At 67.9% G+C, this 23,350-nt stretch carries 20 protein-coding genes; 10 read left to right on the top strand and 10 right to left on the bottom strand.

What is annotated here, in order from left to right; translation table 11 throughout:
• Positions 1 to 18 precede the first annotated feature (18 nt).
• The 4 genes from RCH15_RS03120 to RCH15_RS03105 all read right to left on the bottom strand — a co-directional run bounded on the left by RCH15_RS03120 (position 19) and on the right by RCH15_RS03105 (position 3,690).
• Complete coding sequence (locus RCH15_RS03120) at positions 19 to 1,245, bottom strand: L,D-transpeptidase (RefSeq protein ID WP_326957951.1); 1,227 nt, start codon at positions 1,243 to 1,245, stop codon at positions 19 to 21.
• Between the two features lie 131 nt (positions 1,246 to 1,376).
• Positions 1,377 to 2,855, bottom strand: coding sequence for an adenosylhomocysteinase (gene ahcY / locus RCH15_RS03115; RefSeq protein ID WP_326957949.1), 1,479 nt, complete (start codon positions 2,853 to 2,855; stop codon positions 1,377 to 1,379).
• A gap of 120 nt (positions 2,856 to 2,975) precedes the next feature.
• The gene (locus RCH15_RS03110; protein WP_326957947.1) at positions 2,976 to 3,221 is read right to left on the bottom strand and encodes a Trm112 family protein; all 246 of its coding nucleotides are present in this window, start codon (positions 3,219 to 3,221) and stop codon (positions 2,976 to 2,978) included.
• 79 nt (positions 3,222 to 3,300) lie between these two features.
• The gene (locus RCH15_RS03105; RefSeq protein ID WP_326957946.1) at positions 3,301 to 3,690 is read right to left on the bottom strand and encodes a DUF3499 domain-containing protein; all 390 of its coding nucleotides are present in this window, start codon (positions 3,688 to 3,690) and stop codon (positions 3,301 to 3,303) included.
• A 106-nt stretch (positions 3,691 to 3,796) separates the two neighbouring features.
• On the opposite strand from RCH15_RS03105, the gene RCH15_RS03100 reads away from it, so the two are divergent.
• A complete protein-coding gene (locus RCH15_RS03100; protein ID WP_326957943.1) occupies positions 3,797 to 4,330 on the top strand; it encodes a metallopeptidase family protein in 534 nt (177 codons plus the stop codon).
• Positions 4,331 to 4,345: 15 nt separating this feature from the next.
• On the opposite strand, the gene RCH15_RS03095 is transcribed toward RCH15_RS03100, so the two are convergent.
• The 3 genes from RCH15_RS03095 to RCH15_RS03085 are packed head-to-tail and all read right to left on the bottom strand — an operon-like array spanning position 4,346 to position 10,075.
• The gene (locus RCH15_RS03095; protein ID WP_326957942.1) at positions 4,346 to 6,061 is read right to left on the bottom strand and encodes a DUF5719 family protein; all 1,716 of its coding nucleotides are present in this window, start codon (positions 6,059 to 6,061) and stop codon (positions 4,346 to 4,348) included.
• Positions 6,054 to 9,503 carry a glycosyltransferase family 2 protein gene (locus tag RCH15_RS03090; protein ID WP_326957940.1) on the bottom strand — a complete coding sequence of 1,150 codons (3,450 nt, stop codon included), beginning with the start codon at positions 9,501 to 9,503 and terminating at the stop codon, positions 6,054 to 6,056. Before RCH15_RS03090 ends, RCH15_RS03095 begins: the two co-directional genes overlap by 8 nt.
• A gap of 29 nt (positions 9,504 to 9,532) precedes the next feature.
• Positions 9,533 to 10,075, bottom strand: coding sequence for a WhiB family transcriptional regulator (locus tag RCH15_RS03085; protein ID WP_326957938.1), 543 nt, complete (start codon positions 10,073 to 10,075; stop codon positions 9,533 to 9,535).
• A 347-nt stretch (positions 10,076 to 10,422) separates the two neighbouring features.
• Between RCH15_RS03085 and RCH15_RS03080 the strand changes: the two genes are divergently transcribed.
• Complete coding sequence (locus tag RCH15_RS03080; protein ID WP_326957936.1) at positions 10,423 to 11,130, top strand: TIGR03089 family protein; 708 nt, start codon at positions 10,423 to 10,425, stop codon at positions 11,128 to 11,130.
• A 9-nt stretch (positions 11,131 to 11,139) separates the two neighbouring features.
• Here the strand turns inward: RCH15_RS03080 and RCH15_RS03075 are convergent, their stop codons facing one another.
• Positions 11,140 to 11,703 carry a GtrA family protein gene (locus RCH15_RS03075; protein ID WP_326957934.1) on the bottom strand — a complete coding sequence of 188 codons (564 nt, stop codon included), beginning with the start codon at positions 11,701 to 11,703 and terminating at the stop codon, positions 11,140 to 11,142.
• A 151-nt stretch (positions 11,704 to 11,854) separates the two neighbouring features.
• On the opposite strand from RCH15_RS03075, the gene RCH15_RS03070 reads away from it, so the two are divergent.
• The 5 genes from RCH15_RS03070 (at position 11,855) to RCH15_RS03050 (ending at position 17,674) form a co-directional block, all read left to right on the top strand.
• Positions 11,855 to 13,051: a 5-(carboxyamino)imidazole ribonucleotide synthase gene (locus RCH15_RS03070; RefSeq protein WP_326957932.1), complete on the top strand. Its 1,197-nt coding sequence runs from the start codon at positions 11,855 to 11,857 to the stop codon at positions 13,049 to 13,051.
• Positions 13,048 to 13,662: a 5-(carboxyamino)imidazole ribonucleotide mutase gene (gene purE, locus RCH15_RS03065; protein ID WP_409017109.1), complete on the top strand. Its 615-nt coding sequence runs from the start codon at positions 13,048 to 13,050 to the stop codon at positions 13,660 to 13,662. The genes RCH15_RS03070 and purE overlap by 4 nt, the downstream gene beginning before the upstream one ends.
• A gap of 10 nt (positions 13,663 to 13,672) precedes the next feature.
• Positions 13,673 to 15,316, top strand: coding sequence for an LCP family protein (locus RCH15_RS03060; RefSeq protein WP_326957930.1), 1,644 nt, complete (start codon positions 13,673 to 13,675; stop codon positions 15,314 to 15,316).
• Positions 15,317 to 15,390: 74 nt separating this feature from the next.
• Positions 15,391 to 16,677 (top strand): mannose-6-phosphate isomerase, class I, encoded by a 1,287-nt coding sequence (gene manA, locus RCH15_RS03055; protein ID WP_326957928.1) that lies wholly within the window; start codon positions 15,391 to 15,393, stop codon positions 16,675 to 16,677.
• 4 nt (positions 16,678 to 16,681) lie between these two features.
• Positions 16,682 to 17,674: a lipid II:glycine glycyltransferase FemX gene (locus RCH15_RS03050; protein ID WP_326957926.1), complete on the top strand. Its 993-nt coding sequence runs from the start codon at positions 16,682 to 16,684 to the stop codon at positions 17,672 to 17,674.
• Between the two features lie 385 nt (positions 17,675 to 18,059).
• Here the strand turns inward: RCH15_RS03050 and galE are convergent, their stop codons facing one another.
• Positions 18,060 to 19,034 carry a UDP-glucose 4-epimerase GalE gene (gene galE / locus RCH15_RS03045; protein WP_326957923.1) on the bottom strand — a complete coding sequence of 325 codons (975 nt, stop codon included), beginning with the start codon at positions 19,032 to 19,034 and terminating at the stop codon, positions 18,060 to 18,062.
• Between the two features lie 145 nt (positions 19,035 to 19,179).
• The gene (glpX, locus tag RCH15_RS03040) at positions 19,180 to 20,202 is read right to left on the bottom strand and encodes a class II fructose-bisphosphatase (protein ID WP_326958466.1); all 1,023 of its coding nucleotides are present in this window, start codon (positions 20,200 to 20,202) and stop codon (positions 19,180 to 19,182) included.
• A 206-nt stretch (positions 20,203 to 20,408) separates the two neighbouring features.
• On the opposite strand from glpX, the gene RCH15_RS03035 reads away from it, so the two are divergent.
• From RCH15_RS03035 to RCH15_RS03025, 3 genes are all read left to right on the top strand, one after another.
• A complete protein-coding gene (locus RCH15_RS03035; RefSeq protein WP_326957922.1) occupies positions 20,409 to 21,149 on the top strand; it encodes a DUF4245 domain-containing protein in 741 nt (246 codons plus the stop codon).
• Positions 21,150 to 21,158: 9 nt separating this feature from the next.
• Positions 21,159 to 21,773 (top strand): carbonic anhydrase, encoded by a 615-nt coding sequence (locus tag RCH15_RS03030; protein ID WP_326957920.1) that lies wholly within the window; start codon positions 21,159 to 21,161, stop codon positions 21,771 to 21,773.
• Positions 21,774 to 21,845: 72 nt separating this feature from the next.
• Entirely contained in the window at positions 21,846 to 23,282 is a 1,437-nt protein-coding gene (locus RCH15_RS03025; RefSeq protein ID WP_326957918.1) for a class II fumarate hydratase, read from the top strand.
• Positions 23,283 to 23,350 lie beyond the last annotated feature (68 nt).

Raw genomic sequence — 23,350 nt, 5'->3', positions numbered from 1 at the left:
TCCTCCGCGAACCGGAGCTTAATTGGCGTACTGCGCCCACGGGATGTTCCAGTCCCCGTAACCGTCGTCGACGGCGGCGAAGTCACCGTCGGTGTTGACCACCTGGACCACGTCACCGGTGGTCATGTTCTCAAAGACCCACTTCGCCCCGTCCGGGCCCAGGCCGATGCAGCCGTGGGAAAGATTGGCGGCGCCGAGATAAGGCATGGCGGAGTCCGTGGCCTGGTGGATGAACTCACCGCTCGGGGTCAACCGCGTGGCGTAGTTGACGTCCAGCTGCCCGTAATAGGCCGGGTCGCCCGGTTTGAGACCGATCGTGGATGCATCCATGTGCTCCACCCGGTACTTCTCCATGAACACCAGATACCCGCGGGCGGAGGGGAACCGGGTGTCCCCCATGGTCGCGGGCCACTGGCCGGCCTTCTGGTCATTGATGCTGGCCGTGAAAGTATGCGCCGTAGCATCCGCAATACCGACCTTCTTGTCACCGATGTGGACGGTGACCTTCTTATTGAAGTTGCCGATCTGGCCGTTGCCGAGGTCCACTCCGAAAAGCTGCAGGTCCATGGTGATGGTGCTGTTGGCCGCCCAGAAGCTCTCTGGCCGGTACCGGACCATGGTGTTGCTGAACCAGTGGAAGGCACCTGCCTGCCCCGATGTGGAGCTGATCCTGATGGCCTTTTCGACGGCGTCCCGGTTCAGGACCGGCTCGCTGAAAGTGATTTGAAGCGGTTGCGCCACTCCCACCTTCATGCCGTCCAGGGGGTAGATGGCGGCATCGGCTTCGTTGGCAGCGGACACTGTGGTGAACGTCTGCGTCGTGTTGTCCTTGCGGCCTGCCGCGTCCAGCACGGAGTAGGTGTAGCTGTAGCGGGTGTTGAACTTCAGCGGTGCACCCGCCGTCCAGCTGGAGCCGTCGGCGCTGAGCGTTCCATCGACGGCGTCACCGGAAGCACTCGTCAGCGACACCCGGTCGATCCGGCCGTCCTTGACCTTCAGCGTCACGGGCGCGGCCGGGTTGACCTGCTTGGCCTCGTTGGCCGGTGTGGCGTCCAGCTGCGCCGGGGCAACGACCGGAAAAGCAAGTCCCGGCGTCGAGCGTTCCGGGGAGGCGGCCTCGGATGCGAAGGAGGCAGGGGCCAACCCGGAGCCCGCTGCGAACACCCCGCCGGCCGCGGCGAGGGCGCAGACCGCTCCCAGCACGGCGAGCTTGCGTCCGGTGCTCCGGCTTATTGGGGTCTTCACAACACTCAGGTCCTTCCAGACGTTACTTTGACAGCATAAGTGACTTCCCGTCGGGGCGGGCGGTCGGCTGCGCCACGAACCGGGCAGGCAGAGGGCTCCGGACGGACGTCCGAAGCCCTCTTGGCAGTTGCCTAGTAGCGGTAGTGGTCCGGCTTGTAGGGGCCGGATACCTCCAGGTCCAGGTAGACGGCCTGCTCCTTTGAGAGCTCGGTCAGCTCGACGCCGAGGGCGTCGAGGTGAAGCCTGGCGACCTTCTCGTCGAGAACCTTGGGCAGCACGTATACCTGCTTGCCGTATTCCCGCGCACCTTCGGGCTGGTCGCGCTTGGTGAAAAGCTCAATCTGCGCAATCGTCTGGTTCGCGAAGGAATTGCTCATGACGAACGAGGGGTGTCCGGTGGCGTTGCCGAGGTTCAGCAGCCGGCCTTCGGACAGGACGATGATGGAACGCTCTTCTGCGGTCCCGGCATCCAGGACCCACTCGTGCACCTGGGGCTTGATCTCGACCTTCTTGATGCCCGGGATTCTGGCCAGGCCGGCCATGTCGATCTCATTGTCGAAGTGGCCGATATTGCCCACAATCGCCTTGTCCCGCATCCCGGCCATGTGCTCGGCCATGATGACGTCCTTGTTGCCCGTCGTGGTGATGAAGATGTGGCCCTCGGCCAGGACGGATTCGAGCTTGGCCACCTGGTAGCCATCCATTGCTGCCTGAAGCGCGCAGATGGGATCAATTTCGGTGACGATGACGCGGGAGCCCTGGCCGCGGAAAGCCTCGGCCGCGCCCTTGCCGACGTCGCCGTAGCCGCAGACAACGGCAACTTTGCCGCCCATCAGGACATCGGTGGCGCGGTTGATGCCATCGGGCAGCGAGTGGCGGATGCCGTACTTATTGTCGAACTTGCTCTTGGTGACGGAGTCGTTGACGTTGATGGCGGGGAACAGCAGCTTGCCCTGTTCCGCGAGCTGGTAGAGGCGGTGCACACCGGTGGTGGTTTCCTCCGTGACGCCCAGCAGGCGCGAGCCGATCCGGGTCCACTTTGTCGGGTCCGCCTTCAGCGAGGCGCGCAGCACCTCGAGGAAGACCCGGCCTTCCTCCGATTCGTCGTCGGTGGTGGCCGGGACGGCGCCCAGGGCCTCGAAATCGGCACCCTTGTGGACCAGCATGGTGGCGTCGCCGCCGTCGTCGAGGATCATGTTCGGGCCCAGATCCGGGTTGCTGTCCGCCCCCGGCCAGGTGAGGATCTGCTCGGCCGTCCACCAGTACTCCTCCAGCGTCTCGCCCTTCCAGGCAAAGACGGGCACACCCTGCGGGTCCTCGGCCGTTCCAGTGCCGACCACCATTGCGGCGGCGGCCTCGTCCTGGGTGGAGAAGATGTTGCAGGAGGCCCAGCGGACCTCAGCGCCGAGTGCGGTGAGCGTCTCGATCAGGACGGCGGTCTGCACTGTCATGTGCAGGGACCCGGCGATCCGGGCACCCTTGAGGGGCTGGCTGGCGCCGAACTCCTCGCGCAGGGACATCAGGCCGGGCATTTCATGCTCCGCGAGGCGGATCTGGTGTCGGCCTGCCTCGGCGAGGGAGATGTCCGCAATCTTGTAGTCGAAGGTCATATAAATCCTTTGTTGTGGCCGGCGGCCAGATCGCGGACCTGGTCGCCTGTGTCATCGGAAGACGTGCTGGGCGGGGCTGAAAAGTACTTCGGTGCCGAACGGCGAAACGATGGGCCGGGCTTAACTACCGGCGGGCGCGCTGCCGTCCGGCCGGCCGCCGTCGTGCTGGGAGGAGGACGCTGCGGCAGCGGCGGGAAGCAGTTCCGGTGGCAGCAGCAGGGGGATGCCGTCCTCGATCGGGTAGCGCAGTTTCTCTCCGGAGGGACCGGCCGCGGTGGTGAGAAGGTCCTCGCCATCCAGTACCAGCGGGGACCCGGTCACCGGGCATCTCAGGACAGACAACAGTTCGGGACTGATCTTCGGCATGGTGAACGCTCCTGGTGGACGCCGCAGCAGGCGCCGGTGGCTTACGGATTTCAGTTCCCAGCCTACCGCCAGTTGGTGCCTACGACGGTTCGCGCAGGACCCGCAGGTGCCCCCGGCGGGCGCCCTCGGCCCCGGCCGGAGCCTCCAGGGCGGGGTGGACGCTGCGCCGGCCCGGTCCGGCTTCCGGCGCGCCGGGCCGGTGTGCTGCCTCCCGGACGGCGTCGGCAAGGGCGAGGAGGTCATCGGGGCCCGGGCCTGTGGTGCTGGCCGGCACCGCCAGCCGCAGCACTTCCCAGCCGCGGGGCACTGTCAGGGATCCGGCATGCTGTTCGCACAGGTCGTAGCAGTGCGGCTCGGCGTAGGTTGCCAGCGGCCCCAGGACGGCGGTGGAGTCGGCATAAACGTACGTCAACGTTGCCACCGCTGAGTTGCGGCAGGCTGACCTTGAACAAAGACGAATAGCTCCCACGAGATCACAGACTACTCCCCCGCGTCCCCGGAAGCGGCCCGGCACGCTGGCGGCGGGTCGGGCGGCCTGTATCGCGTAAACCATTCGCCGGGTTTAGAGTCGAGATATGCAGTCATCGCACCAAGCTCCGGGATTTTCGGTCCGTTTGGCTGAAAGCGGCGCCGAAGGTCCCGCCGCCGGGTCCCCAGCGGCCGGTTCGGCGCATGCCGGCGCCCGGGGCTTCCGCCAGCGGCGGAGGAACCGGCACGGCCGCGGGCTCCGCGGCGAGATCATGTTGCCGACACTGCCCGGTTACCGCACCCGCTCGGACCGCTTCGATGACTTCGTCCTCGATTCCGCCGAGCGGCTGCACGATATTTGGGGCAAACCGCTGGACGGTGTCCGCTTCGCGGTGGATGAGATTCCGCCGGGGCTGGAGCAGCTTGTGGCAGACCGCATCCACGCCCCGATGGGCTCCTACTCCCCCGCCACCGCGGACGAGGGCCCGGTGATCACCCTCTACCGCCGGGTCGTTGAACAGGCCTGCGGGGGCCGCGACGAACTCCAGGACCTGGTCCATGATGTTGTGGTGGAGTACACCGCCGAGATGCTCGGTGTTCCGCCGGAGTCCCTCGACCCGGTATACCGCCGCCGCTACTAGTACGCCGCGGCCCGGTCAGTAGCCGAGTGTGACCGGGACCTGTTCCTGTCCGGCTGCGCCGGGGGCGATGGCAATTGTTGAGATGTCCTGCCTGCCGTCCTGTTGCAGGAGCACCGCGCCGTACGCGGGATCACCGGCGGCGGACACCACGTAGCCGACGAGCCGGGAGCCTTCGACCTCGGCGGGAACTTTCACGGACGCGGTGGTTCCGCCGGCGATGTCGGCGGACGCGGCCGTGCGGATCTTGCCGTCTGCTGTGACCGGCGCGTAGGAGATCGTGGCCCGCCCCTCGGGAGCACCGAAAACCAGGAAGCGGTCACCCCCGCCCGGCACCGGAACGACGTGGTCGCTTCCGAGCCTTGCCGCGGCCGTGGACCAGGCGAAATCGGTGGGGTCCTCGGCCTTGAGGCCGCGGGTGGCGCGGGCCGCCGCCGTGAACGAAACGTCCGAGCTGATGGCCACCGTGTACGGCCCGGCCGGCACGCCGGTGAGCGGGACCTGGGTGACGGATCCAGCTTTTGCTGTCACGACCCCGCCGGCGGGCAGCACCTTCTGGCCGTCCCGTCCAAACAGCTTGATCGCCACGACGGCGTCCGCTGACCCCGGGACCGTGATCTGCAGTGCCGGTCCGGCATCTGCGAAGCCGGACGTTCCCGTGAGGGCGGCCACTCCGGCACCGTCCTGGATGTCGACGCCGGGAACCACCTGGCGCAGCGCCGGAGCGGCGGCAGGGGTGATGAACTCCACGCCGCCGGCCGTCAACCCGCGCAGCACACTTTGCTGGATGAGCGCAGCGACCGGACCGCCTGCGCTGCGCACCCGCACGCTCAGCCGTTCTTCGCCGGGGGCGAGGCCGGCCAGAATGATGGAGCGGGTGGTGCCCGGGGCGACGAGGAGCCCACGGCTGCCCGGGGCCTGAATGGTGCCCTTGGCTCCGAAAAGGTCGAGGCTGACGGTGGCCGGACTGCTGGAGGCGTTGCTGAGGCTCAGCACCGCTGTCCGGCCCAGCGCCGTAGCGGCCCCCACAAGCCAAAGGTCATTCGCCGGCTGCTGGCAGGCGGCGGCCGCGGCGCCCCGGAGATCCCCGTCCTCGGCGGTGTAGCGCAAAACGGCTCCCGCGGAAGGCTGCCGTCCGCCCTGGGCGTCGGCACTCAGGACGCTGGCGGCGTCGACACTGCGCTGGGGAAGGACCCCGGCAAGCTGCACGGCGCTTGCCGGCGTGGGTGCCGCCGGCATCGGGGTCCCTGACGCGGTCGCGGCTTTAGCCAGTTCAACCACGGTGCTGCCGGACAGTGAGGCGAGCCGGCTGCCGGGCACGGTCCCGGCGGCGGAGGCCAGTACCAGGGCATCGACGCTGGTCCTGGCACTGGCGGACTCGGCGCTGAACTGTGGATCGGTGCCGGCGGCTGCTCCATCGAGGAGCCGCGCCGGTCCGGGGCAGATACCCACACTGCTGCCGGCCGGAACCGCCGCGAGCGGGGCGGCGAGGGCTCTGCTGCTGCCGGGACCTTGCGGGCTGAGCGCGGCAGCGGAGACGAGTCCGCCGCCGGCCGCCAGAAGGGCGACTGCTGATAGCACCCCGCCCAGGCGCTGCGCACGCCGCGTCGTGCTCCAGCGGGACCGGAACGGCGCGCGCGCAGCGCGCCCGGGCCGGGGAGCGCTGCCGGCGTCGTCCAAGGGACCCTCCGCGGCGTCCCGGGTGGAATTTGCGGGGTTGTGGTCCCTAGGCATCAGAGTGTTCCTTACGCAGGGAGCCTTCGTCCCTCGACAGGCCGGAGTTCGGCCGGCGGGCAGGCATGGGGAGGGCAAGCAGGACGGTCAGGCCAATGATGACGGCCTGGGCAACACCGATCCAAAGGGCCCAATGGGCCTCGTACCTGATGGTGAGCTGGCCGCCCTGCGCGGGCACAGTGAAAGCCTGCGCCCAGCCGGACGTGGTGGAGGTGAGGCGCCGGCCCTCGAGCCAGGCGCTCCAGCCCGGATCGGCGCGTTCCGCCAGCACCACCAGCCGTCCCTCCGGTCCGGAGGGCACCGCGGCGTCTGTTGACACCGCCCCGGACGGAATCAACCCGAGGGTGGCACCCGCCCCGTCGACGATCCGCACGCGGTGCGCCACGTCGGCCGCCTGAATGACCGGCTGGTTGAGCGGGCTGATCCGCCAGAGCCAGCCGACGTCGGTCTTGCCCACGGCGACGAGGCCAGGAACGGCGTCCATCCTGCTGGCAGTCAACTGTGCCGCGGAATCGGCGGCCCGAAGGACCACGAAGCCGACGCCAAGCCGCTCAAGCTCCTGGCGTGGATCGACGCCCTGGCCAGCCACGATCGTGGCGACAACGCTGCGGACGGAGGCGACGACGGGATCGTCGTCCCGGACAGTCTCCTGGCCCGGCACCCCGATAATGGGGCGGGCGGCGGCGATGGTGGACAGTGCATCAAGGGTTGTTCCGGCGCCCCGCATCAGCGCGGCGTCGAACGTGCCGTCCTCGCGAGTGGAGATTATCAGGGTGCGGGCCTGTTCCGGTCCTTCACCGCGGTCGATGGCCGTGGCTGGCAGGGACCGGGTGCCGGCGGGCTGCACCAGACGCCGGGCGCCCAGGGACCCCGTGCCGGCACCTAGCGTGTCGGCGCCCGCAGTGTCGGCGCCGGCGGCGGCCGCCGGATCCGCAGCCGGTGCTGCAGCGGCAGTTCCGGGGAGCATCTGCTCCGATTGCGGCTGGACGTTTTGCGCGGCCCAGACCGTGAGGCCGGCCACCGGGCCTGCCAGCAGGAAAATCATGGCCGTTACGGCGGTGGCGCGGACCAGAACCTTGCGGCCCAGCGTCGCCGAGGAGGCGCGGTCGGCGGCGTCCAGCAGGCCCGTGGCACCGGTCAGTGACGCTGCCAGGAGGGCGAACGCGGCGGCGGACACGGCAGGACCGGTAAAGGGCGTCACCAGGTCGGTGGCACTTGCTCCGGTGGCCACCTGGCTGCTGAGCCAACCGCCGGCCAGTATCAGCAGTGCCGCGGCCCAGAGGGCGCGGGCGATCCGGGCCGGATGGCCGGAGCGGAACAGCGCGCCCGCGGCCAGGAACAACACGGGCAGGCCGATCAGCAGTGCAAGCAGGAGCGCCCAGGGAACAGCGGAGCCCGCGCTGAACAGGGAGAGGCCGGTGAGGCCGCCGTCGGCAGCGAACCGCAAGGGCTGGCCGAGAACCTGCTGCCACAGCGGAGCGGCGTCGAAGCCCAGAGGCAGCCCCGGGTCCCCGAGCAGGGCCCGTGGCCGGTCAAGGGTGGAGAGAAGGAACGGCACAAACAAGGCCAGGCTGGGCAACAGCGCCCACCAGACGGTCCGTCCGCGGCGGCCCAGAAGCGTCCCGCAGAGTGCGACGAGCAGCACGCCGGGGATCAGCAGCGAGGGCGCGGCTGCGGTAACGACCGCCAGGGCCAGGCCGGCGGCCGCGGCTGCGGTCCAGGACGGTGTGCCGTTGACACCGGGTTTGGCGGGGGGAAGCTCGGTGTACCGGCGGTCCCCGGGCGCCGGAACGGCGAAGCGGCCGCGTCCCGCGGCGGTGCCGGTGGCCCGCAGCAGGGCGAGCACCAGCAGCGGCATGACGACATGGACCACCAGGGCTCCGATGCGGCCCTGGTTGAGCGCCACCTGCAGGGCCGGGGCACCGGCCCAGACGAGCGCCGCTGCCAGGCGCAGGCGGCGGCGCTGGGTCAGTGCACCGGCGGCGAACCAGGCGCCGAGGGCAGAGAGGGGCATCGCGATCATGAGCAGCCAGACCAGCGCGCTGTTGGCGTTGCCGGCACCGAGCATGCCAAGGACCCACAGGAGGTAGCCGAAGGGGTCGCCCCGGCCGGGCAGCCCGGCGCCGAGGGTTATCCACCAGCCGGAAGCATGGTTCCAAATCTCGCTCGGGTGCAGTGAGACAGGAAGCCCCGCTCCGCCGGAGACGGCGTCGGCCCGGAAGAGGTTAAGCAGCCCGATCAGGGAGGCGGCCGCGGTGATGAGCAAGGCCAGCAGGGCGCCGTTGCCCACCCAGCCGCGTTCGGAGGTGGTGAGCGTGGCAAAGTCGTCGGCCGCGTCGCCGGTGGGCTGTTCAGCCAAGGGATCGTTCCCGGTCAGGGCCTCGTCCGGATCGTCCGCCCCGAGAGCTTCCATCAGGGAGCGGCGGTGTGCCCAGACCTCACGCCGCGGGGTCTGCAGGCCCTTGATGACGGATCGTCGGATGCGGCGCGTCCGGGCCGCGTTCCGCCGCCCCCGGATGACGGCGGCAGGGCGCCCAAGGGCGGCAAAAGTCGCCAGCAGTTGCGAGAACCCATGGCCCGGGTCCTTGACGGCGATACTGAGGACCAGTTTGAAGATACTGCCCAGCAAGGCGCCGGCAGCATGCAGCGGAACTTTCCACAAGGGGGCGTGCTTGAGCCGCAGGTACACCTGCGCCTTGCGGGCCGCTGTTGCGTTCCCGAGGGCGTGCGGGCGGCGCGAGACGTGGAACATCCTGGCGTTGGGGACCACCACCACCCGGTGTCCGGCGAGCCGGTTGCGCCAGCAGAAGTCGACGTCGTCGCCGCTTCCGGGCAGGGCCGGGTCGAAGCCGCGCAGGGCATCCCAGACGTCCCGGCGGACCAGCATGCCGGCGGAGTTGACGGCGAAGGTGTCGCTGCGGCCGTCGTATTGTCCCTGGTCGAGTTCGTCAGCCTCGATCAGGGTCAGCCGTTCGGCCCAGCGGCTCGTGGAAAGCCCGACGTCGATCAGGCGGCGCTCGGAGTGCCAGTCCAGTTGTTTGCAGCCGGCTACCGTGACAGAAGGTGCACGTTCCACTGCCCGGAGCAGTTCGGCGAGGGCTTCGGGAGCCGGAGCCGCGTCGTCGTGCAGCAGCCAGATCCACTCGCCGGAGTCACCTGCGGCCGTGTCGTCGGATGAGTCGCCGCCGGGCGGTCCGCCGCCGGATGAGCCGCCGTTGCGGGCGGCGAGCGCGTTGAGGCCTGCCTGTACGGCGCCGCCCATGCCGCTGCGGGCCTGGTCGAAAACGGTGACGTTGGCTGTACCGAACGCCTGTTCAAGAAGGGCCACGGAATGGTCACGGGAACCGGTGTCAACCCCGATGCAGTTCTCAGCTGGGCGGGTTTGAGCCGCCAGCGCCGCGAGGGTCCTGGGGAGAAAGTCACCGCCGTCGTGTGAGACCACGACGGCGGTGACTTGTACTACCTGAAGAATTAGATCGCTCGCTTCCTAAGCCGGCGCCGCTCGCGCTCGGAGAGGCCACCCCAGATGCCAAAACGCTCGTCGTTGGACAAGGCGTATTCAAGGCACTGGGAGCGGACGTTGCACGCCCCGCAGACTTTCTTGGCGTCGCGCGTTGACCCGCCCTTTTCCGGAAAGAAAGCCTCGGGGTCGGTCTGTGCGCACAGCGCATCCGTCTGCCAGCCGAGCTCGCCTTCGTCATCGAAGTCCTGCTGGGATGGCAATCCGATCCACACCGGCTGCGCGGTGGTGCCGGCATGGAGGGTCTGGAGCTCCATGGGCGGATCGCTGGGATCGTTGTCCTGGTCCGGTCCGGACAGAAGTTCGTCGTGAGCGGCGAGGAAGGCGGTTGCCTGGTCCTGCAGTGAGTCCTTGGTGTGTTCGTTGTAGCGGTCCGCTGCGCCCGGATCTGCCGGATCGACATACCAGTCGCTCGGTACTCCGCGTGAACGGTACTTGGCCGTGGCCTGTCCAGCAACGACGGCCTCTTCATGGATACGCTCTGCTAGCCCCATTGGCGTTCCTCCCTGATTTTTTGCAGCCCTTGCCTGACCCGGGACACTCGGTTGAGTGCCGGTCTCCGCGCATTGACCTTAGGTGCCTAATTACACTCGTGTAAGTATCTGTGAGTCAAGCCGCGGTGGGGATACTAATCACTGGCGGACTCAAAGTCGGGCACGCCACGCCCGGGAATTTCCTGCGACACTCCGGAAAATGGGCGGAAAAATCAGGATGCTGAGCATCTGAAGAAATTTTTGTTGATATTCCGGGGAAGTTTCCGTCGCGGCAAAGAGCCGGAGGTCCGCCCGCCGGGGGCGCTATGACGGAGATCACACGGCAGTGGCCGTGGCAGGATGAACGCATGAACATTCCGGCATTCGAACTGATGACAGCCCTGCGGTCCGGCCAGTCGACCTCCCCCCGGCTCACCTGGTACGGCCCTGACGCCGAGCGGGTTGAACTCTCCGGCCGGGTCCTGGACAACTGGGTGGCGAAGACCAGCAACCTGCTGCAGGACGAACTCGACGCCGGACCCGGGACGCGGTTGCGGCTGGATCTGCCGGCACACTGGAAGTCGGTCATCCTCGCCCTCGCCGCCTGGCAGCTCGGCATGGAGGTCGTCTTTGAGGACGCCGCCGACGCCGATCTGCTGGCTACCGCAGACCCCGGCCCCGCAGCGGCGCTGGGAGCGTTCGAGGCCGTCGTGGCAGTGGCGCTGCCGGCGCTGGCGATGCGGTGGCCGGGCGGGCTGCCCACCGGCGTCGTGGATTACGCGGCTGAAGTGCGCTCCCACGGCGACGTCTTCATGCCGCACGTCGACCCGGAGGCGTCCCGGCGCGCCGTCCACGCGGCCGGAGGATCGGACTTCACCCACGGCCGGCTGCTCGATGGCTTCGCGGCCGACCATGAGGACGGCGTGCGGCTGCTGGTACCCGCCGGGAACGGCCTTGAATCCGCCCTGGCCCAGGCGCTGGGCGCCTGGAAGACCGACGGGTCTGTGGTGCTTGTGCACCCAGAGGTGGCGGTGACAGAGAAGCTGCTCACCGACGAGCGCGTCAGCGCCAGCTGAACCCCGCGGTCAGGCCGGCGGGCCGGGCCGCTCCGATTCCTGGCCGGCGCGGCTTGCGACGACGGGGCCCTGGTGGGACTGCGGGTGCCGGTCGATGATCTCGTGGTCGTGGGAAAACTCCGGCTCTTCGTCGAGTTCCTTGTTGAAAACCAGGAAGCGGTAAGCGAAGAAACGTACCACTGTGGCGACAAGGATGCCGACGATTCCGGCGGCGAACAGCATGTTCTTGTCCGTCACACCGAAGCTGTACTTGGCCAGCGCGGTGAACCCGGTGGAGATGCCGATGCCGATGCCGTTGATCAGGATGAACATCCCGAATTCGCGGAGCACGTTGTCCTGGCGGCGGTGGCGGAACGTCCAGAAGCGGTTGGCAATCCAGGAGAAGATGGTGGCCACGGTGGCGCCGACGAAGCGGGCTTTGGCCTCACTGTCGGTCATCGGCCCGTGCATGAGGTAGTACGTGAGTCCGTTGTCAATGATGAACGCGACACCGCCCACCGCTCCGAATTTGGCCACTTCGCGCCAGAAAAGCGAGGCCAGCCCGCGCAAGCGCTCGGTAAGTGTAGTAATCATGACCCTCCGTGGCCGTCTCGAACTTTCGGCCAGTGGGCCAACGGCCCATTTTAGCGCCGATTGCCGGGAGAACACCCGGCGGGCCGCCCGGAACCCGCACCCGGACGGCCAAAAGCCCGGTTATGGCGAGGTTTTCGGTAGGCTGGGACATGTGACTTTTCCTGTGATCGGCGTGGTTGGCGGCGGCCAACTCGCCCGAATGATGGCCCCCGCAGCCACTGCCCTGGGCTTTGAGCTGCGCGTTCTTGCCGAAGGTGAGGACGTCTCAGCGGTGTCCGCCGTGGCCCACGCACCGGTCGGTGATTACACCGATCTGGACCATCTTCTGGAGTTCTCCCGCGGCCTGGATGTCCTGACCTTTGACCACGAGCACGTGCCCACGGAACACCTCCGGGCGCTGCAGCGGGCCGGCGTCAACGTCCACCCGGGGCCCGACGCGCTGGTCAACGCCCAGGACAAGCTGGTGATGCGGGCCGCCATCGACAGGCTGGAACTGCCCAATCCGCGCTGGGCCGCCGTCGACGACGTCGCCGCGCTGATCGCGTTCGGCGACGACACCGGGTGGCCCGTCGTCTTGAAAACCCCGCGCGGCGGCTACGACGGCAAGGGCGTGCGGATCGTGGACTCCGCGGCCGACGCCGCCCGCACGGCGGACTGGTTCGAAACGATGTCGCCGCTGCTCGCGGAGGCCAAGGTTGAATTCAGCCGCGAACTTTCGGCGCTGGTCGCCCGGACGCCGGATGGTGAGGCCCGGGCATGGCCCGTGGTGCACACGATCCAGGTCGACGGTGTCTGTGACGAAGTCATCGCCCCGGCGTTGGACATTCCGCTGGAGGTCGCCGCTGCCGCGGAGAACGCCGCCCTGCGGATCGCGGGCGAACTCGGCGTTACCGGCGTCATGGCGGTGGAGCTCTTCGAGACCCCCGGCGTCGGCGCCGGATTCCTGATCAATGAACTGGCCATGCGGCCGCACAACACCGGCCACTGGACCCAGGACGGATCGGTGACCAGCCAGTTCGAACAGCATCTTCGGGCGGTCCTCAACCTGCCGCTGGGCGCCACCGACCTGCTGGCGCCCGTCGTCGTGATGAAGAACTTCCTGGGCGGGTCCAACCAGAACCTCTTTTCCGCTTACCCGGCGGCCCTCGCCAGCGAACCCGCGGCGAAGGTCCACTGCTACGGCAAGGCGGTCCGTCCGGGCCGCAAAATCGGCCACGTCAACCTCGTCGGCGGATCTGTCGCCGACGTCGGCGACGTGCGTGAACGCGCCGCGACGGTCGCCAACATCATCCGCAACGGAACGGTCCAGTCCCGCGCCGCTGCAGGAGTCCACGAGGAGAACGCATGAGCACCCGAAGCACACCCGCGCCCCTGGACGGCCCGTTTCCGGCAGCGGTAGACTCCGGCGCCGCGACCCCCCTCGTCGGACTCGTGATGGGCTCTGACTCGGACTGGCCGGTGATGGAGGCCGCAGCCGAGGCCCTTGCCGAGTTCGGCATCCCCTTCGAGGCCGACGTCGTCTCCGCCCACCGGATGCCGCTGGAAATGATCCGGTACGGCCAGAGCGCGCATGAACGCGGCCTGCGCGTTGTGATCGCCGGCGCCGGCGGCGCCGCCCACCTGCCGGGCATGCTCGCCTCCGTCACGCCGCTGCCGGTCATCGGCGTCCCGGTGCCGCTGAAGACGCTCGACGGGATGGACTCCCTGCTTTCCATCGTCCAGATGCCCGCCGGGGTACCGGTCGCGACCGTTTCCATCGGCGGAGCCCGGAACGCCGGCCTCCTGGCGGTGCGGATGTTGGCCGCCGGCACAGACCCGTTGGCATCCCGGCTCCGCGCCGAACTGCTGGAATTCGCGCAGGAGCTCAACATCGTCGCTACCCGGAAAGGCGCGACCCTGCGGCAGAAGGTGAGCGAAGTGTTCGCCGACGCAAACGTCGTCAGCCGGGGCGGCCGCTAAGGATTTTTCTATGACCAACAGCTACGCCTCGTCCCGTCAGAGGACGCCGCGGAACGCGGCAACCTTCGGGTCCCGCACCGATCCCGTCCGCCACCCCGCGGGGGCGGCGGCGCCGGTCCTGACCAAACGTGCTTTCCTGCTGGTCCTGATGACACTGCTGGTGCCCGGGAGTGCTCAAATTGTCGCCGGCAACAGGAGGCTCGGACGGACGGCGCTGCGTGTCACTCTCACCGTCTGGCTGCTCGCCATCCTTGCGCTGGTGCTTTTGGTCTGGTCCCGGTCGACACTGATCACGGCGTTGACCAACCGGTATTCCGCGCTGCTGCTGGTCATCGGACTCGTGGCGCTGGCCATCGGCTGGGCCGGCCTCTTCCTGAACACTCTGCGGCTGATCCGGCCGGTGCTGCTGGCACCCGGCGTGCGCCCCGCCGTCGTGCTTGCGCTGGTGTTGGCGATGATCCTCAGCAGCGGTTCCCTGGGCTATGCGGCCTATCTGCTGAACGTCAGCCGCGACGCCATCGGCAACATCTTTTCCTCCGGACCCGCGATGGAACCCTCGGAGGGCCGGTACAACTTCCTGATGATGGGCGGGGACGCCGGTGCGGACCGCACCGGACGCCGCCCGGACAGCCTCTCGGTGATCAGTGTGGACGCCAAAACGGGCCAGACGGCCATCATTTCGGTGCCCCGCAACCTGCAGAACGCGCAGTTCAGCAAGGGCTCACCGATGCGCAAGATCTACCCCGACGGCTACGACTGCGGCGATGAATGCCTCATCAACGCCATCAACACCGAGGTTACCAACGAGCACACCGACCTCTACCCCGGAGTAGAGGACCCTGGTGCGCAGGCCACCCTGGAGGCCGTGTCCGGAACCCTGGGCATCAAGGTCCAGGCCTATGTCCTCGTGGACATGGACGGCTTTGCCAAGCTCATCGATGCCATGGGCGGCATCAGGATCAAGGCCGGCGGCTGGGTCCCCATCAGCGGCGAAACCATCGACGAAGCCAACGGAATCCACGGCATGCCGCTGGGCTGGATTCCGGCCGGCGACAACACGCTGGACGGCTACCACGCCCTCTGGTACGGCCGCTCGCGTGAATTCGTCGACGACTACGCCCGCATCGCCCGCCAGCAGTGCGTCCAGCAGGCCATGCTCAAGCAGTTGGATCCGGCAACGCTCCTGACCAAGTTCGAGGACATCGCCAAGGCCGGCACCAAGGTGGTCGACTCCAACATTTCCGCGGACCAGCTGGGCAGTTTCGTGGACCTGGCCATGAAAGCCAAGGGCCAGGAAGCGAAGCGGCTGACCATCGGCCCGCCCGACTTTGACGCTTCCTTCTCAACCGTCCCGGACTTCACACTGATCCACCGGAAGGTCGATGCCCTCCTCGGCCCCGCCCCCGCGGCCGGACCGGCGGAGGACACCATCCGCCCGCAGGACCCGGCGCCCGGTCCCCTGTCGGCAGCCGGGGGGTTGCCGGCAGCCGTCCCCGGAACGCAGCCCGCGCCGTCGTCGGATTTCACCCCGGTGACCACCACCCCGGACGGCGAGCCGATCACCGAGGAGATGCTGAACCAGTTCAAGCTCGACGGTGACGAACAGTCCATCCGCAATCTGGTCGCCACCAACGGCCAGTGCGCACCGCTCTAGCCCGGCCGACCCGAATGTCCGCCACAGGCCTCCAACAGACACAGGCCTCCACAACAGATAGGGACACCCCGGCAGTGTACGAACTTGAGAATGTCCTCCGGCCCTACGCCTGGGGCTCCACCACAGCCATCGCCGGTCTCCTCGGCCGGACTGCCTCCGGCGGCCCTGAAGCGGAGCTGTGGATCGGCGCGCATCCGGACTCCCCCTCGGTGGCGCTCAGCCCCGCCCGTGCGGCGCCGGCACGCGCCGGCACGCCGGACGAGCCCGGGCGCAGGGCTTTGGACGCGCTGATCGTGGAGGATCCGGGCCACCACCTGGGCAGCGACAGCGTGGCCGCGTTTGGTCCGCGGCTCCCCTTCCTGCTGAAGATCCTGGCCGCCGACAGTCCCCTGTCCCTGCAGGTCCACCCCACGCTGGAGCAGGCCCGGGCGGGGTACGCCCGCGAAGAGGCCGCCGGCGTCGACCGTGCCGCCGCGGAGCGCAATTACAAGGACGCGTTCCACAAGCCGGAGATGATTCTCGCGCTGACGCCGTTCGAGGCGCTGTGCGGTTTCAAACCGGCAGCGGAGGCCCGCGCCGCATTCGAGGTGCTCGTGGCGGACTTTGAGCTGGCCGGCCTTGAGCTTCCGCCGCTCGTCAAGCTGCTGCTGGAGGACTTGGCGCACCCCGAGGAAGGCACGGCGTTGCGCTCGGCCTTCGAGCGGCTGATCGACGGTGGGAGCGAGGTGGCCGAGGCGACGTCGGCCATTGCGGCCGTCCTCATCTCCGGTGCCCCGACGGCGCCCTTCCAGGCGGAGCTCTCCACAGTGGCGGCCCTTAACGCGCAGTACCCGGGGGACCCCGGTGTGTTGATTTCGCTGCTGCTGAACCGGATCTCGCTGAAGCCCGGAGAGGCTGTGTACCTCCCGGCCGGCAACGTCCACGCCTACCTGCACGGCCTCGGCGTCGAGGTTATGGCGTCCTCGGACAACGTGTTGCGCGGCGGCCTGACTCCGAAGTTCGTGGACATCCCCGAACTGCTCCGGACTGTCTCCTTTGAGGCTGCCGGCGTACCAAAGCTTGAGCCCGAAACCACCATGCTGGGACAGGAAGTTTTCCGGCCGCCGTTCCGGGAGTTCCAGCTGCAGCGCATCGTGCTGGAACCCGGCGCCGGGCCTGTCCCGGTGGCGCAGTCGGGAGCGGCGGTCATCATTGTGGTGGCTGGTTCCCTTCTCCTGGACTCCCCCAAGGGCGAGCTGCGCCTGGAGCGGGGCGCGAGCGCGTTCCTGCCGGCAGCCGAGGCCCCGGTCAATGCGCACGCCGCGTCCGGTGCCGCCGGGACCGCCCTGGCCTTCGCCGTCACCACAGCGCTGGGAGCCTGAACCCATGGACCTGTTTCTGCAGAGCCCGGCGTGGGCTGACTTCCAGCGCAGCCTGGGCCGGACCGTGCACCAGCGCTCCGGCCCGGGGTGGAGTTTCCTGGCCGTCGAGGAAAGCAACCCGGCCGGGAAACTCCTCTACGTCCCTTACGGGCCGGTGGCCGCGTCGCTGGCCGGGTTCGATGCCGCCCTGGCTGCCCTGACCGCGCTGGCGCGCAGCTGCGGAGCCGTGTTCGTGCGGGTTGAACCGGTCGACGCCGGTCTGCCGGCCGCCGGCACCGACGCTGCCCTGCGTAGGCGCGGCCTCCGGCGTGCGCCGGCGAACCAGCAGCCCGAACTCACCTGGATCGTTGACCTGGACCGGGAGTTCAAGGACGTTCTCGCGGACATGAAGCCGGTGAATAGAAACCTGTACCGGAACATCCATAAGAAGGGCGTGACGTTCCGCGCCAGCCAGGACCCGGCTGAGATCTCCGTCCTGTTGAGGTTCCTGCACCTGACGGCTGTGCGCAGCGGCTTCAAACCGCAGAGTGATGAATACCTCACCCAGGTGGCCCGCTCCCTGATGCCGGCCGGTGCCGCGACGCTGTTCATCGCCGAACTTGAGGGCGAGCCGATCGCCGCCGCCCTGGCTTACGATTCCGTGGACACCCGCACCTATGCCCACGCCGCACTCGATGACACGCACCGCAAACTCAGCGCCGGGATTCCACTGCTGGTCACGCTGATGGCCGACGCGAAGGACCGCGGCCTGAAGCACGTGGACCTTTGGGGAGTGGCGCCCGCGGACCAGCCGGACCATAAGTGGGCCGGCTTCACGGCGTTCAAGAAATCCTTCGGCGGCCGCGAGGCGGCCTACCCCGGAACCTGGGACCTCCCGGTGCGGAGGCTGCGCTACACCGGCTACCAGCTCGCCCGGAAGGGTGCACAGTCCGCCCGCAGGGGCCTCACCGCAGCGCGGGGAGTGCCCGTCAGGCTCCGCGCTGCGGTTCGCCGCTAGACCCCATCCGGGCAGGGCTGGCCGCACTTTCCGCGGAGCCCGCCACCGGACATGCCCATCCTGAGCCCACACGGATGGACATAAAACCACTATGTCCACTCCCGGGCCTGCACATGGGACATGCCCGACGGCGCCGCGACCTCTCCGCCAGCGAGCAATGGACATGTCCCCCGAGACAGCACATCCCGAGGCTTCAACACCGGACATGCCCACCCTGAGCGCACACGGATGGACATAAACCCACTATGTCCACTCCCGGGCCTGCACTCTGGACATGCCCGACGGCGCGAGCACTCCTGGGGCCTGCACACTGGACATGCCCGACGGCGCGAGCACTCCTGGGGCCCGAAACTGGGCATGTCCGTTGCTCGGCGGCGGACAAGCGTTAGTTTCCGGCGGAAGCAGCTTTCTTTTGCGCTTCGTACGCGCTGGCGACCATGTCTTCGACGGAGTGGCGCATCTTCCAGTCCAGGTCGCGTGCCGCCAGCGTGCCGTCGGCTACGATCCGGTCAGGGTCCCCCGCACGGCGCGGGCCGATTTCGGGTTCGAAGTCGAGGCCGGTGACCTTGGCCATAGCCGTCATGATTTCCCGGACGGACAGTCCATCGCCGGAGCCCAGATTGTAGACGCGTTCCAGCGGCGTGCCGGCAGCGAGGGCCTGGGCAGCGGCGACGTGCGAGGTGGCAAGGTCGGCGACGTGAACGTAATCGCGCACACAGGTGCCGTCTGCAGTGTTGTAATCGGTGCCGTTGATGCGGGGGGTCTTGCCGGCGGTCAGTGCCCGGAGCACGATCGGGAACAGGTTGTGCGGGCTGGTGTCATAAAGTTCGGGCGAGCCGGAGCCGACGACGTTGAAGTAGCGCAGCGAGGTGTGCTTGAGGCCGCGGGCCACGCCCTGGTCACGGATCAGCCATTCGCCGATCAGCTTGCTTTCCCCGTACGGGGATTCCGGCAGCGTGGGGGTAGCTTCGGTGACGATGTCCCCGGTGGGGGTGCCATAGGTTGCAGCAGAGGAGGAGAAGACCAGTTTGTCCACCCCGGCGAGTTCCATGGCCTTCAGCAGTTCTGCTGTGCCGGTGACGTTCTGCTCGTAGGTCAGCAGCGGCTCCTGCACGGAAACGCCGGCGTATTTGAAGCCGGCGAGGTGGATGACGCCGGTGACGCCGTGGTCCAGCATGGTGCGGACCACGAGCTCCGAGTCGAGGATGGTGCCGTGCACGAAAGGCACGTCCTCCGGAACGAACTCGCGGTGCCCGCTGGAGAGCGAGTCGATCACCACTGCCGGGATGCCGGCTCCGCGCAAAGCGGAGACCACGTGTGAACCGATATATCCTGCGCCACCTGTTACGAGCCATGTCATGGTCCCACCCTACCCAATGCGGCCGGGCCGTCCGGGGATCTGCGGCCGGACCGTCCGGCACGGGAACCAGCAAGGTTTGGATACAGCGGATCCCGGGACGCGACGTGCGCCCCGGGATCCGGGTGTCCCAACTGGTGCGGCGGCGCTAGTTCTTGCGCGCGTAGCCTTCCCATTTGCTTGCCTGGTGCTCGCCATCAACGAAGCGGATGGTCCCGGACTTGGAGCGCATCACGATGGACTGGGTCAGGACCTTGTCCTTGGAGTAACGCACACCCTTGAGCAGGTCACCGTCGGTGATGCCGGTGGCGGCGAAGTAGCAGTTGTCGCTGGAGACGAGGTCGTTGGTCGACAGCACACGGTCGAGGTCGTGGCCGGCGTCGATTGCCTTCTGCTTTTCGTCATCGCTGGTGGGCCACAGCCGGCCCTGGATGACGCCGCCGAGGGACTTGATGGCGCAGGCGGTGACGATGCCTTCGGGCGTTCCGCCGATGCCCATCAGGGCATCCACTCCGGTGCCGGAGCGGGCCGCGGCGATAGCACCGGCGACGTCGCCGTCCATGATGAACTTGGTCCGGGCCCCGGCTTCGCGGATTTCCTCAACGAGCCCACGGTGGCGGTCCCGGTCCAGGATCATGACGTTGAGCTGGTTGACCTTGACGCCCTTGGCCTTGGCGATCAGGTGCAGGTTCTGCTTGACCGGCAACCGGAGGTCCACCATGTCGGCGGCTTCAGGGCCGGTGACCAGCTTTTCCATGTAAAACACGGCGGAGGGGTCGAACATGGAACCGCGCTCGGCGACGGCCAGGACCGCCAGGGCGTTGTTGATGCCGAGGGCCGCCAGGCGGGTCCCGTCGATCGGATCGACGGCGACGTCGCATTCGGCGCCGGTACCGTCGCCGACGTTCTCACCGTTGAAGAGCATCGGGGCTTCGTCTTTCTCGCCCTCGCCGATTACCACAACGCCATTGAAGTGGACGGTCTGGAGGAAGGAACGCATGGCGTCGACGGCGGCGCCATCGGCCTTGTTCTTGTCTCCGAAGCCCACCCAGTGGCCTCCGGCGATCGCGGCGGCCTCGGTGACGCGGACCAGTTCCAGAGCAAGGTTGCGGTCCGGCTCGTCGATGCCGACGGCGAGCGACGGGGAGAGCGTGGAGTACTTCTGGGTCATTGGCGCTGGTGTCACGTGAACCTCTTCTTCGAGTGGCGATCAGTGAAGCCGCACGGACAGGATCGATCCGCGGCGGTGATTCGTTTCTTTATGATCTCGTCTGTACCTGATCATAGTCGTGGCGGAAAGCTGCGTCGTGGAATGACCATTCCGTGAACGGCACGCGCCCCGGCCGGTTCTGCTCCCGAATGTGAGATCGGACCGAAATGGGCGACTATAGAGGGGTGAGTGAATTGCAGGAAACGCCCCCCGCAGCCCCCGGGTCCCCCACCGGCACCGCCGGCACCGCCGGCGCGGAAACGCCCGGCGCATCCGGCCCGCCGCCCGCCAAACCCGTTCTCAGCGCCGGCGCGGCGAAGCGCGCCAACGCCTCAGTGATCGGCATGATCATCGCGCTGGCCCTCAGCATTGCCGCGTTCCTGCCCATCGTCCTGATGAACCCCTCGCCCAAGACCGACGGCTACCGGCCCAACATCGACGTCAGCGCCGCCGCGGGCAACGCCGCCGGTGTGGCAGGATTCACCCCCGCAGCGCCGGTTGCCGGCGACACCTTCCGCGCCAACTATGCCCGCTGGGAGTCCGGAACGGGCAGCGGCGTCCCGACGTGGGAGGTGGGCTACCTCACCCCCAAGGAATCCTTCATAGCCCTCGTGCAGACGCGGCAACCCAACCCCACCTGGCTGTTGCAGCAGGTGAAGAACGCGCCCGTGACCGGCACCCGCAGTGCCGGTGGCCGCGACTGGGAGCTCCGCGACACCGGCAAGGGCGAGAAGAGCATGGTGCTCGCGGACGCCGGCGGCACCACCGTCATCCTGACCGGCGAGGCCCAACTCGATGAGTTCACCAAGCTGGCGGCCGCCGTCGTCACGTCCCTGCAGGGGAATCCCGCCGCGTCGACCGGAAACACCCAAGCAACAGTTTCACCGTCTTCCGCCGCTTCGCCGTAAAGTAGGCCCGTGGCTACCTATCTCACTCCCGCACTTGCCTGGCGCCGCCTCCGCGAAGGCAACGAGCGCTTCGTCTCCGGCAACTCCTCCCATCCCAACCAGGACGCGTCCCGCCGCTCCTCCCTCGTGGAGAACCAGCACCCTTTCGCGGTGATCTTCGGCTGCTCGGATTCCCGGCTGGCCGCTGAAATCATTTTCGACCTGGGCCTCGGCGATGCCTTTGTGGTCCGCACCGCAGGCCATGTGATCGACGACGCCGTCCTCGGTTCGCTCGAGTACAGCGTCAGCGTCCTCTCAGTGCCGCTGATCGTGGTCCTCGGGCATGACAGCTGCGGCGCGGTCACGGCGACTAAGAACGCCATGGAGACCGGCCAGATGCCCGTCGGCTTCATGCGCAGCCTCGTCGAGCGCATCACCCCGGCGGTGCTGACCTCGCTGCGCAATGACCAGCACAACGTCAACGACATGGTCGTGGAAAACGTCAAGCAGACGTCACAGCGGCTCGTGGACAGCTCGCGAGTGATTTCCGAGGCTGTCGGGAGCGGACGGTCCGCCGTGATCGGGCTCGCCTATTCCCTGGCCGACGGCCGGGCGGACCTCGTTTCCGGCATCGGCGAGCTCTAGGGTCCTCCGGCGGCCGGGCGGCGGGCCCTTTCCGGTTTTCGATGGGACCCCTCCGCCCAATAAGCTAGCCCCATGACTTCCACAGAAGAGTTGAACACCGAAGAGTTCCGCATTGAACACGACACGATGGGCGAAGTCCGCGTCCCCGTGAACGCCTTGTACCGCGCCCAGACACAGCGCGCCGTCGAAAACTTTCCCATCTCCGGCAAAACTCTTGAGCGCGCCCACATCGAAGCGTTGGCCCGCGTCAAGAAGGCCGCGGCGCAGGCCAACGCGGAACTGGGAGTGCTCGACGGCGAGCTTGCCCAGGCGATCGCGGATGCCGCCGATGAGGTGGCCGCCGGTGGGTACGACGGCGATTTCCCCATCGACGTGTTCCAGACCGGTTCCGGCACCTCCTCGAACATGAACACCAACGAGGTCCTCGCCGAGCTGGCCACCCGGGCCCTTAAAGCCGCCGGAAGCGACAAAGTGGTCCACCCGAATGACCACGTCAACGCCTCGCAATCCTCCAACGACGTCTTCCCCACCTCGGTCCACGTGGCCGCCACGTCCGCCCTGATCAACGACCTGATCCCGGCCCTGGGCTACCTCGCCGAGTCCCTGGAGCGCAAAGCCGTCGAGTTCAAGGATGTCGTCAAGTCGGGCCGCACGCACCTCATGGACGCCACCCCGGTGACCCTGGGCCAGGAGTTCGGCGGTTACGCCGCACAGGTCCGCTACGGCGTCGAGCGCATCAACGCCTCACTCCCGCGCGTGGCCGAGGTTCCGCTCGGCGGCACCGCCGTCGGCACCGGGATCAACACGCCCGCCGGTTTCCCGGAGCGGGTCATCGAACTGCTGTCCGCGGACACCGGGCTTCCGCTGACCGAGGCGCGGGACCACTTCGAGGCCCAGGCCAACCGCGACGGCCTGATTGAGGCCTCCAGCCAGCTGCGCAACATTGCGATTTCCTACATGAAGATCAACAACGACCTTCGCTGGATGGGCTCCGGCCCCAACACCGGCCTCGGCGAAATCGCGATCCCGGACCTGCAGCCGGGCTCTTCGATCATGCCGGGCAAGGTCAACCCGGTGATCTGCGAGGCCTCCATCATGGTGTGCGCCCAGGTGATCGGCAACGACACCACCATCGCCTGGTCCGGTACCAACGGCGCCTTCGAACTCAACGTCGGCATTCCCGTCATGGCCGCCAACCTGCTCGAGTCCATCCGGTTGCTGGCCAACACCAGCCGCGTCATGGCCGACAAGATGATCGACGGCATCACGGCCAACGTCGAACGGGCCCGCTTCCTGGCCGAGGCCTCGCCGTCCATCGTGACGCCGCTGAACAAGTTCATCGGCTACGAAAACGCCGCCAAAATCGCCAAGAAGTCCGTCGCCGAAGGCCTGACCATCCGCGAAACCGTCGTGGCGATGGGGTTCCTGGAGCGCGGGGAACTGACCGAGGAACAGCTGGACACCGCCCTGGACGTCATGTCCATGACGCGCCCGCCGCACAAGGCCTAGCGCCCCCGGGCGGAACGCCCACTCCCGCCAGACCGTCCGACGCCGGCCGGCACCTTTGCACAAAGGTG

The organism is Arthrobacter sp. MP_M4 (assembly GCF_035984855.1).
Lineage (GTDB): Bacteria > Actinomycetota > Actinomycetes > Actinomycetales > Micrococcaceae > Arthrobacter.
Note: the sequence above shows the minus strand (reverse complement) of the source record. Positions and strands in the feature narration are given on the sequence as shown.

Coding starts and splice junctions, on each gene's coding strand:
- ahcY (WP_326957949.1), bottom strand. CDS start 2,855: ATGACCTTCGACTACAAGATTGCGGACATCTCCCTCGCCGAGGCAGGC.
- RCH15_RS03110 (WP_326957947.1), bottom strand. CDS start 3,221: ATGCCGAAGATCAGTCCCGAACTGTTGTCTGTCCTGAGATGCCCGGTG.
- RCH15_RS03100 (WP_326957943.1), top strand. CDS start 3,797: ATGCAGTCATCGCACCAAGCTCCGGGATTTTCGGTCCGTTTGGCTGAA.
- RCH15_RS03095 (WP_326957942.1), bottom strand. CDS start 6,061: ATGCCTAGGGACCACAACCCCGCAAATTCCACCCGGGACGCCGCGGAG.
- RCH15_RS03085 (WP_326957938.1), bottom strand. CDS start 10,075: ATGGGGCTAGCAGAGCGTATCCATGAAGAGGCCGTCGTTGCTGGACAG.
- RCH15_RS03080 (WP_326957936.1), top strand. CDS start 10,423: ATGAACATTCCGGCATTCGAACTGATGACAGCCCTGCGGTCCGGCCAG.
- RCH15_RS03075 (WP_326957934.1), bottom strand. CDS start 11,703: ATGATTACTACACTTACCGAGCGCTTGCGCGGGCTGGCCTCGCTTTTC.
- purE (WP_409017109.1), top strand. CDS start 13,048: ATGAGCACCCGAAGCACACCCGCGCCCCTGGACGGCCCGTTTCCGGCA.
- RCH15_RS03060 (WP_326957930.1), top strand. CDS start 13,673: ATGACCAACAGCTACGCCTCGTCCCGTCAGAGGACGCCGCGGAACGCG.
- RCH15_RS03050 (WP_326957926.1), top strand. CDS start 16,682: ATGGACCTGTTTCTGCAGAGCCCGGCGTGGGCTGACTTCCAGCGCAGC.
- galE (WP_326957923.1), bottom strand. CDS start 19,034: ATGACATGGCTCGTAACAGGTGGCGCAGGATATATCGGTTCACACGTG.
- glpX (WP_326958466.1), bottom strand. CDS start 20,202: ATGACCCAGAAGTACTCCACGCTCTCCCCGTCGCTCGCCGTCGGCATC.
- RCH15_RS03035 (WP_326957922.1), top strand. CDS start 20,409: ATGGGCGACTATAGAGGGGTGAGTGAATTGCAGGAAACGCCCCCCGCA.
- RCH15_RS03025 (WP_326957918.1), top strand. CDS start 21,846: ATGACTTCCACAGAAGAGTTGAACACCGAAGAGTTCCGCATTGAACAC.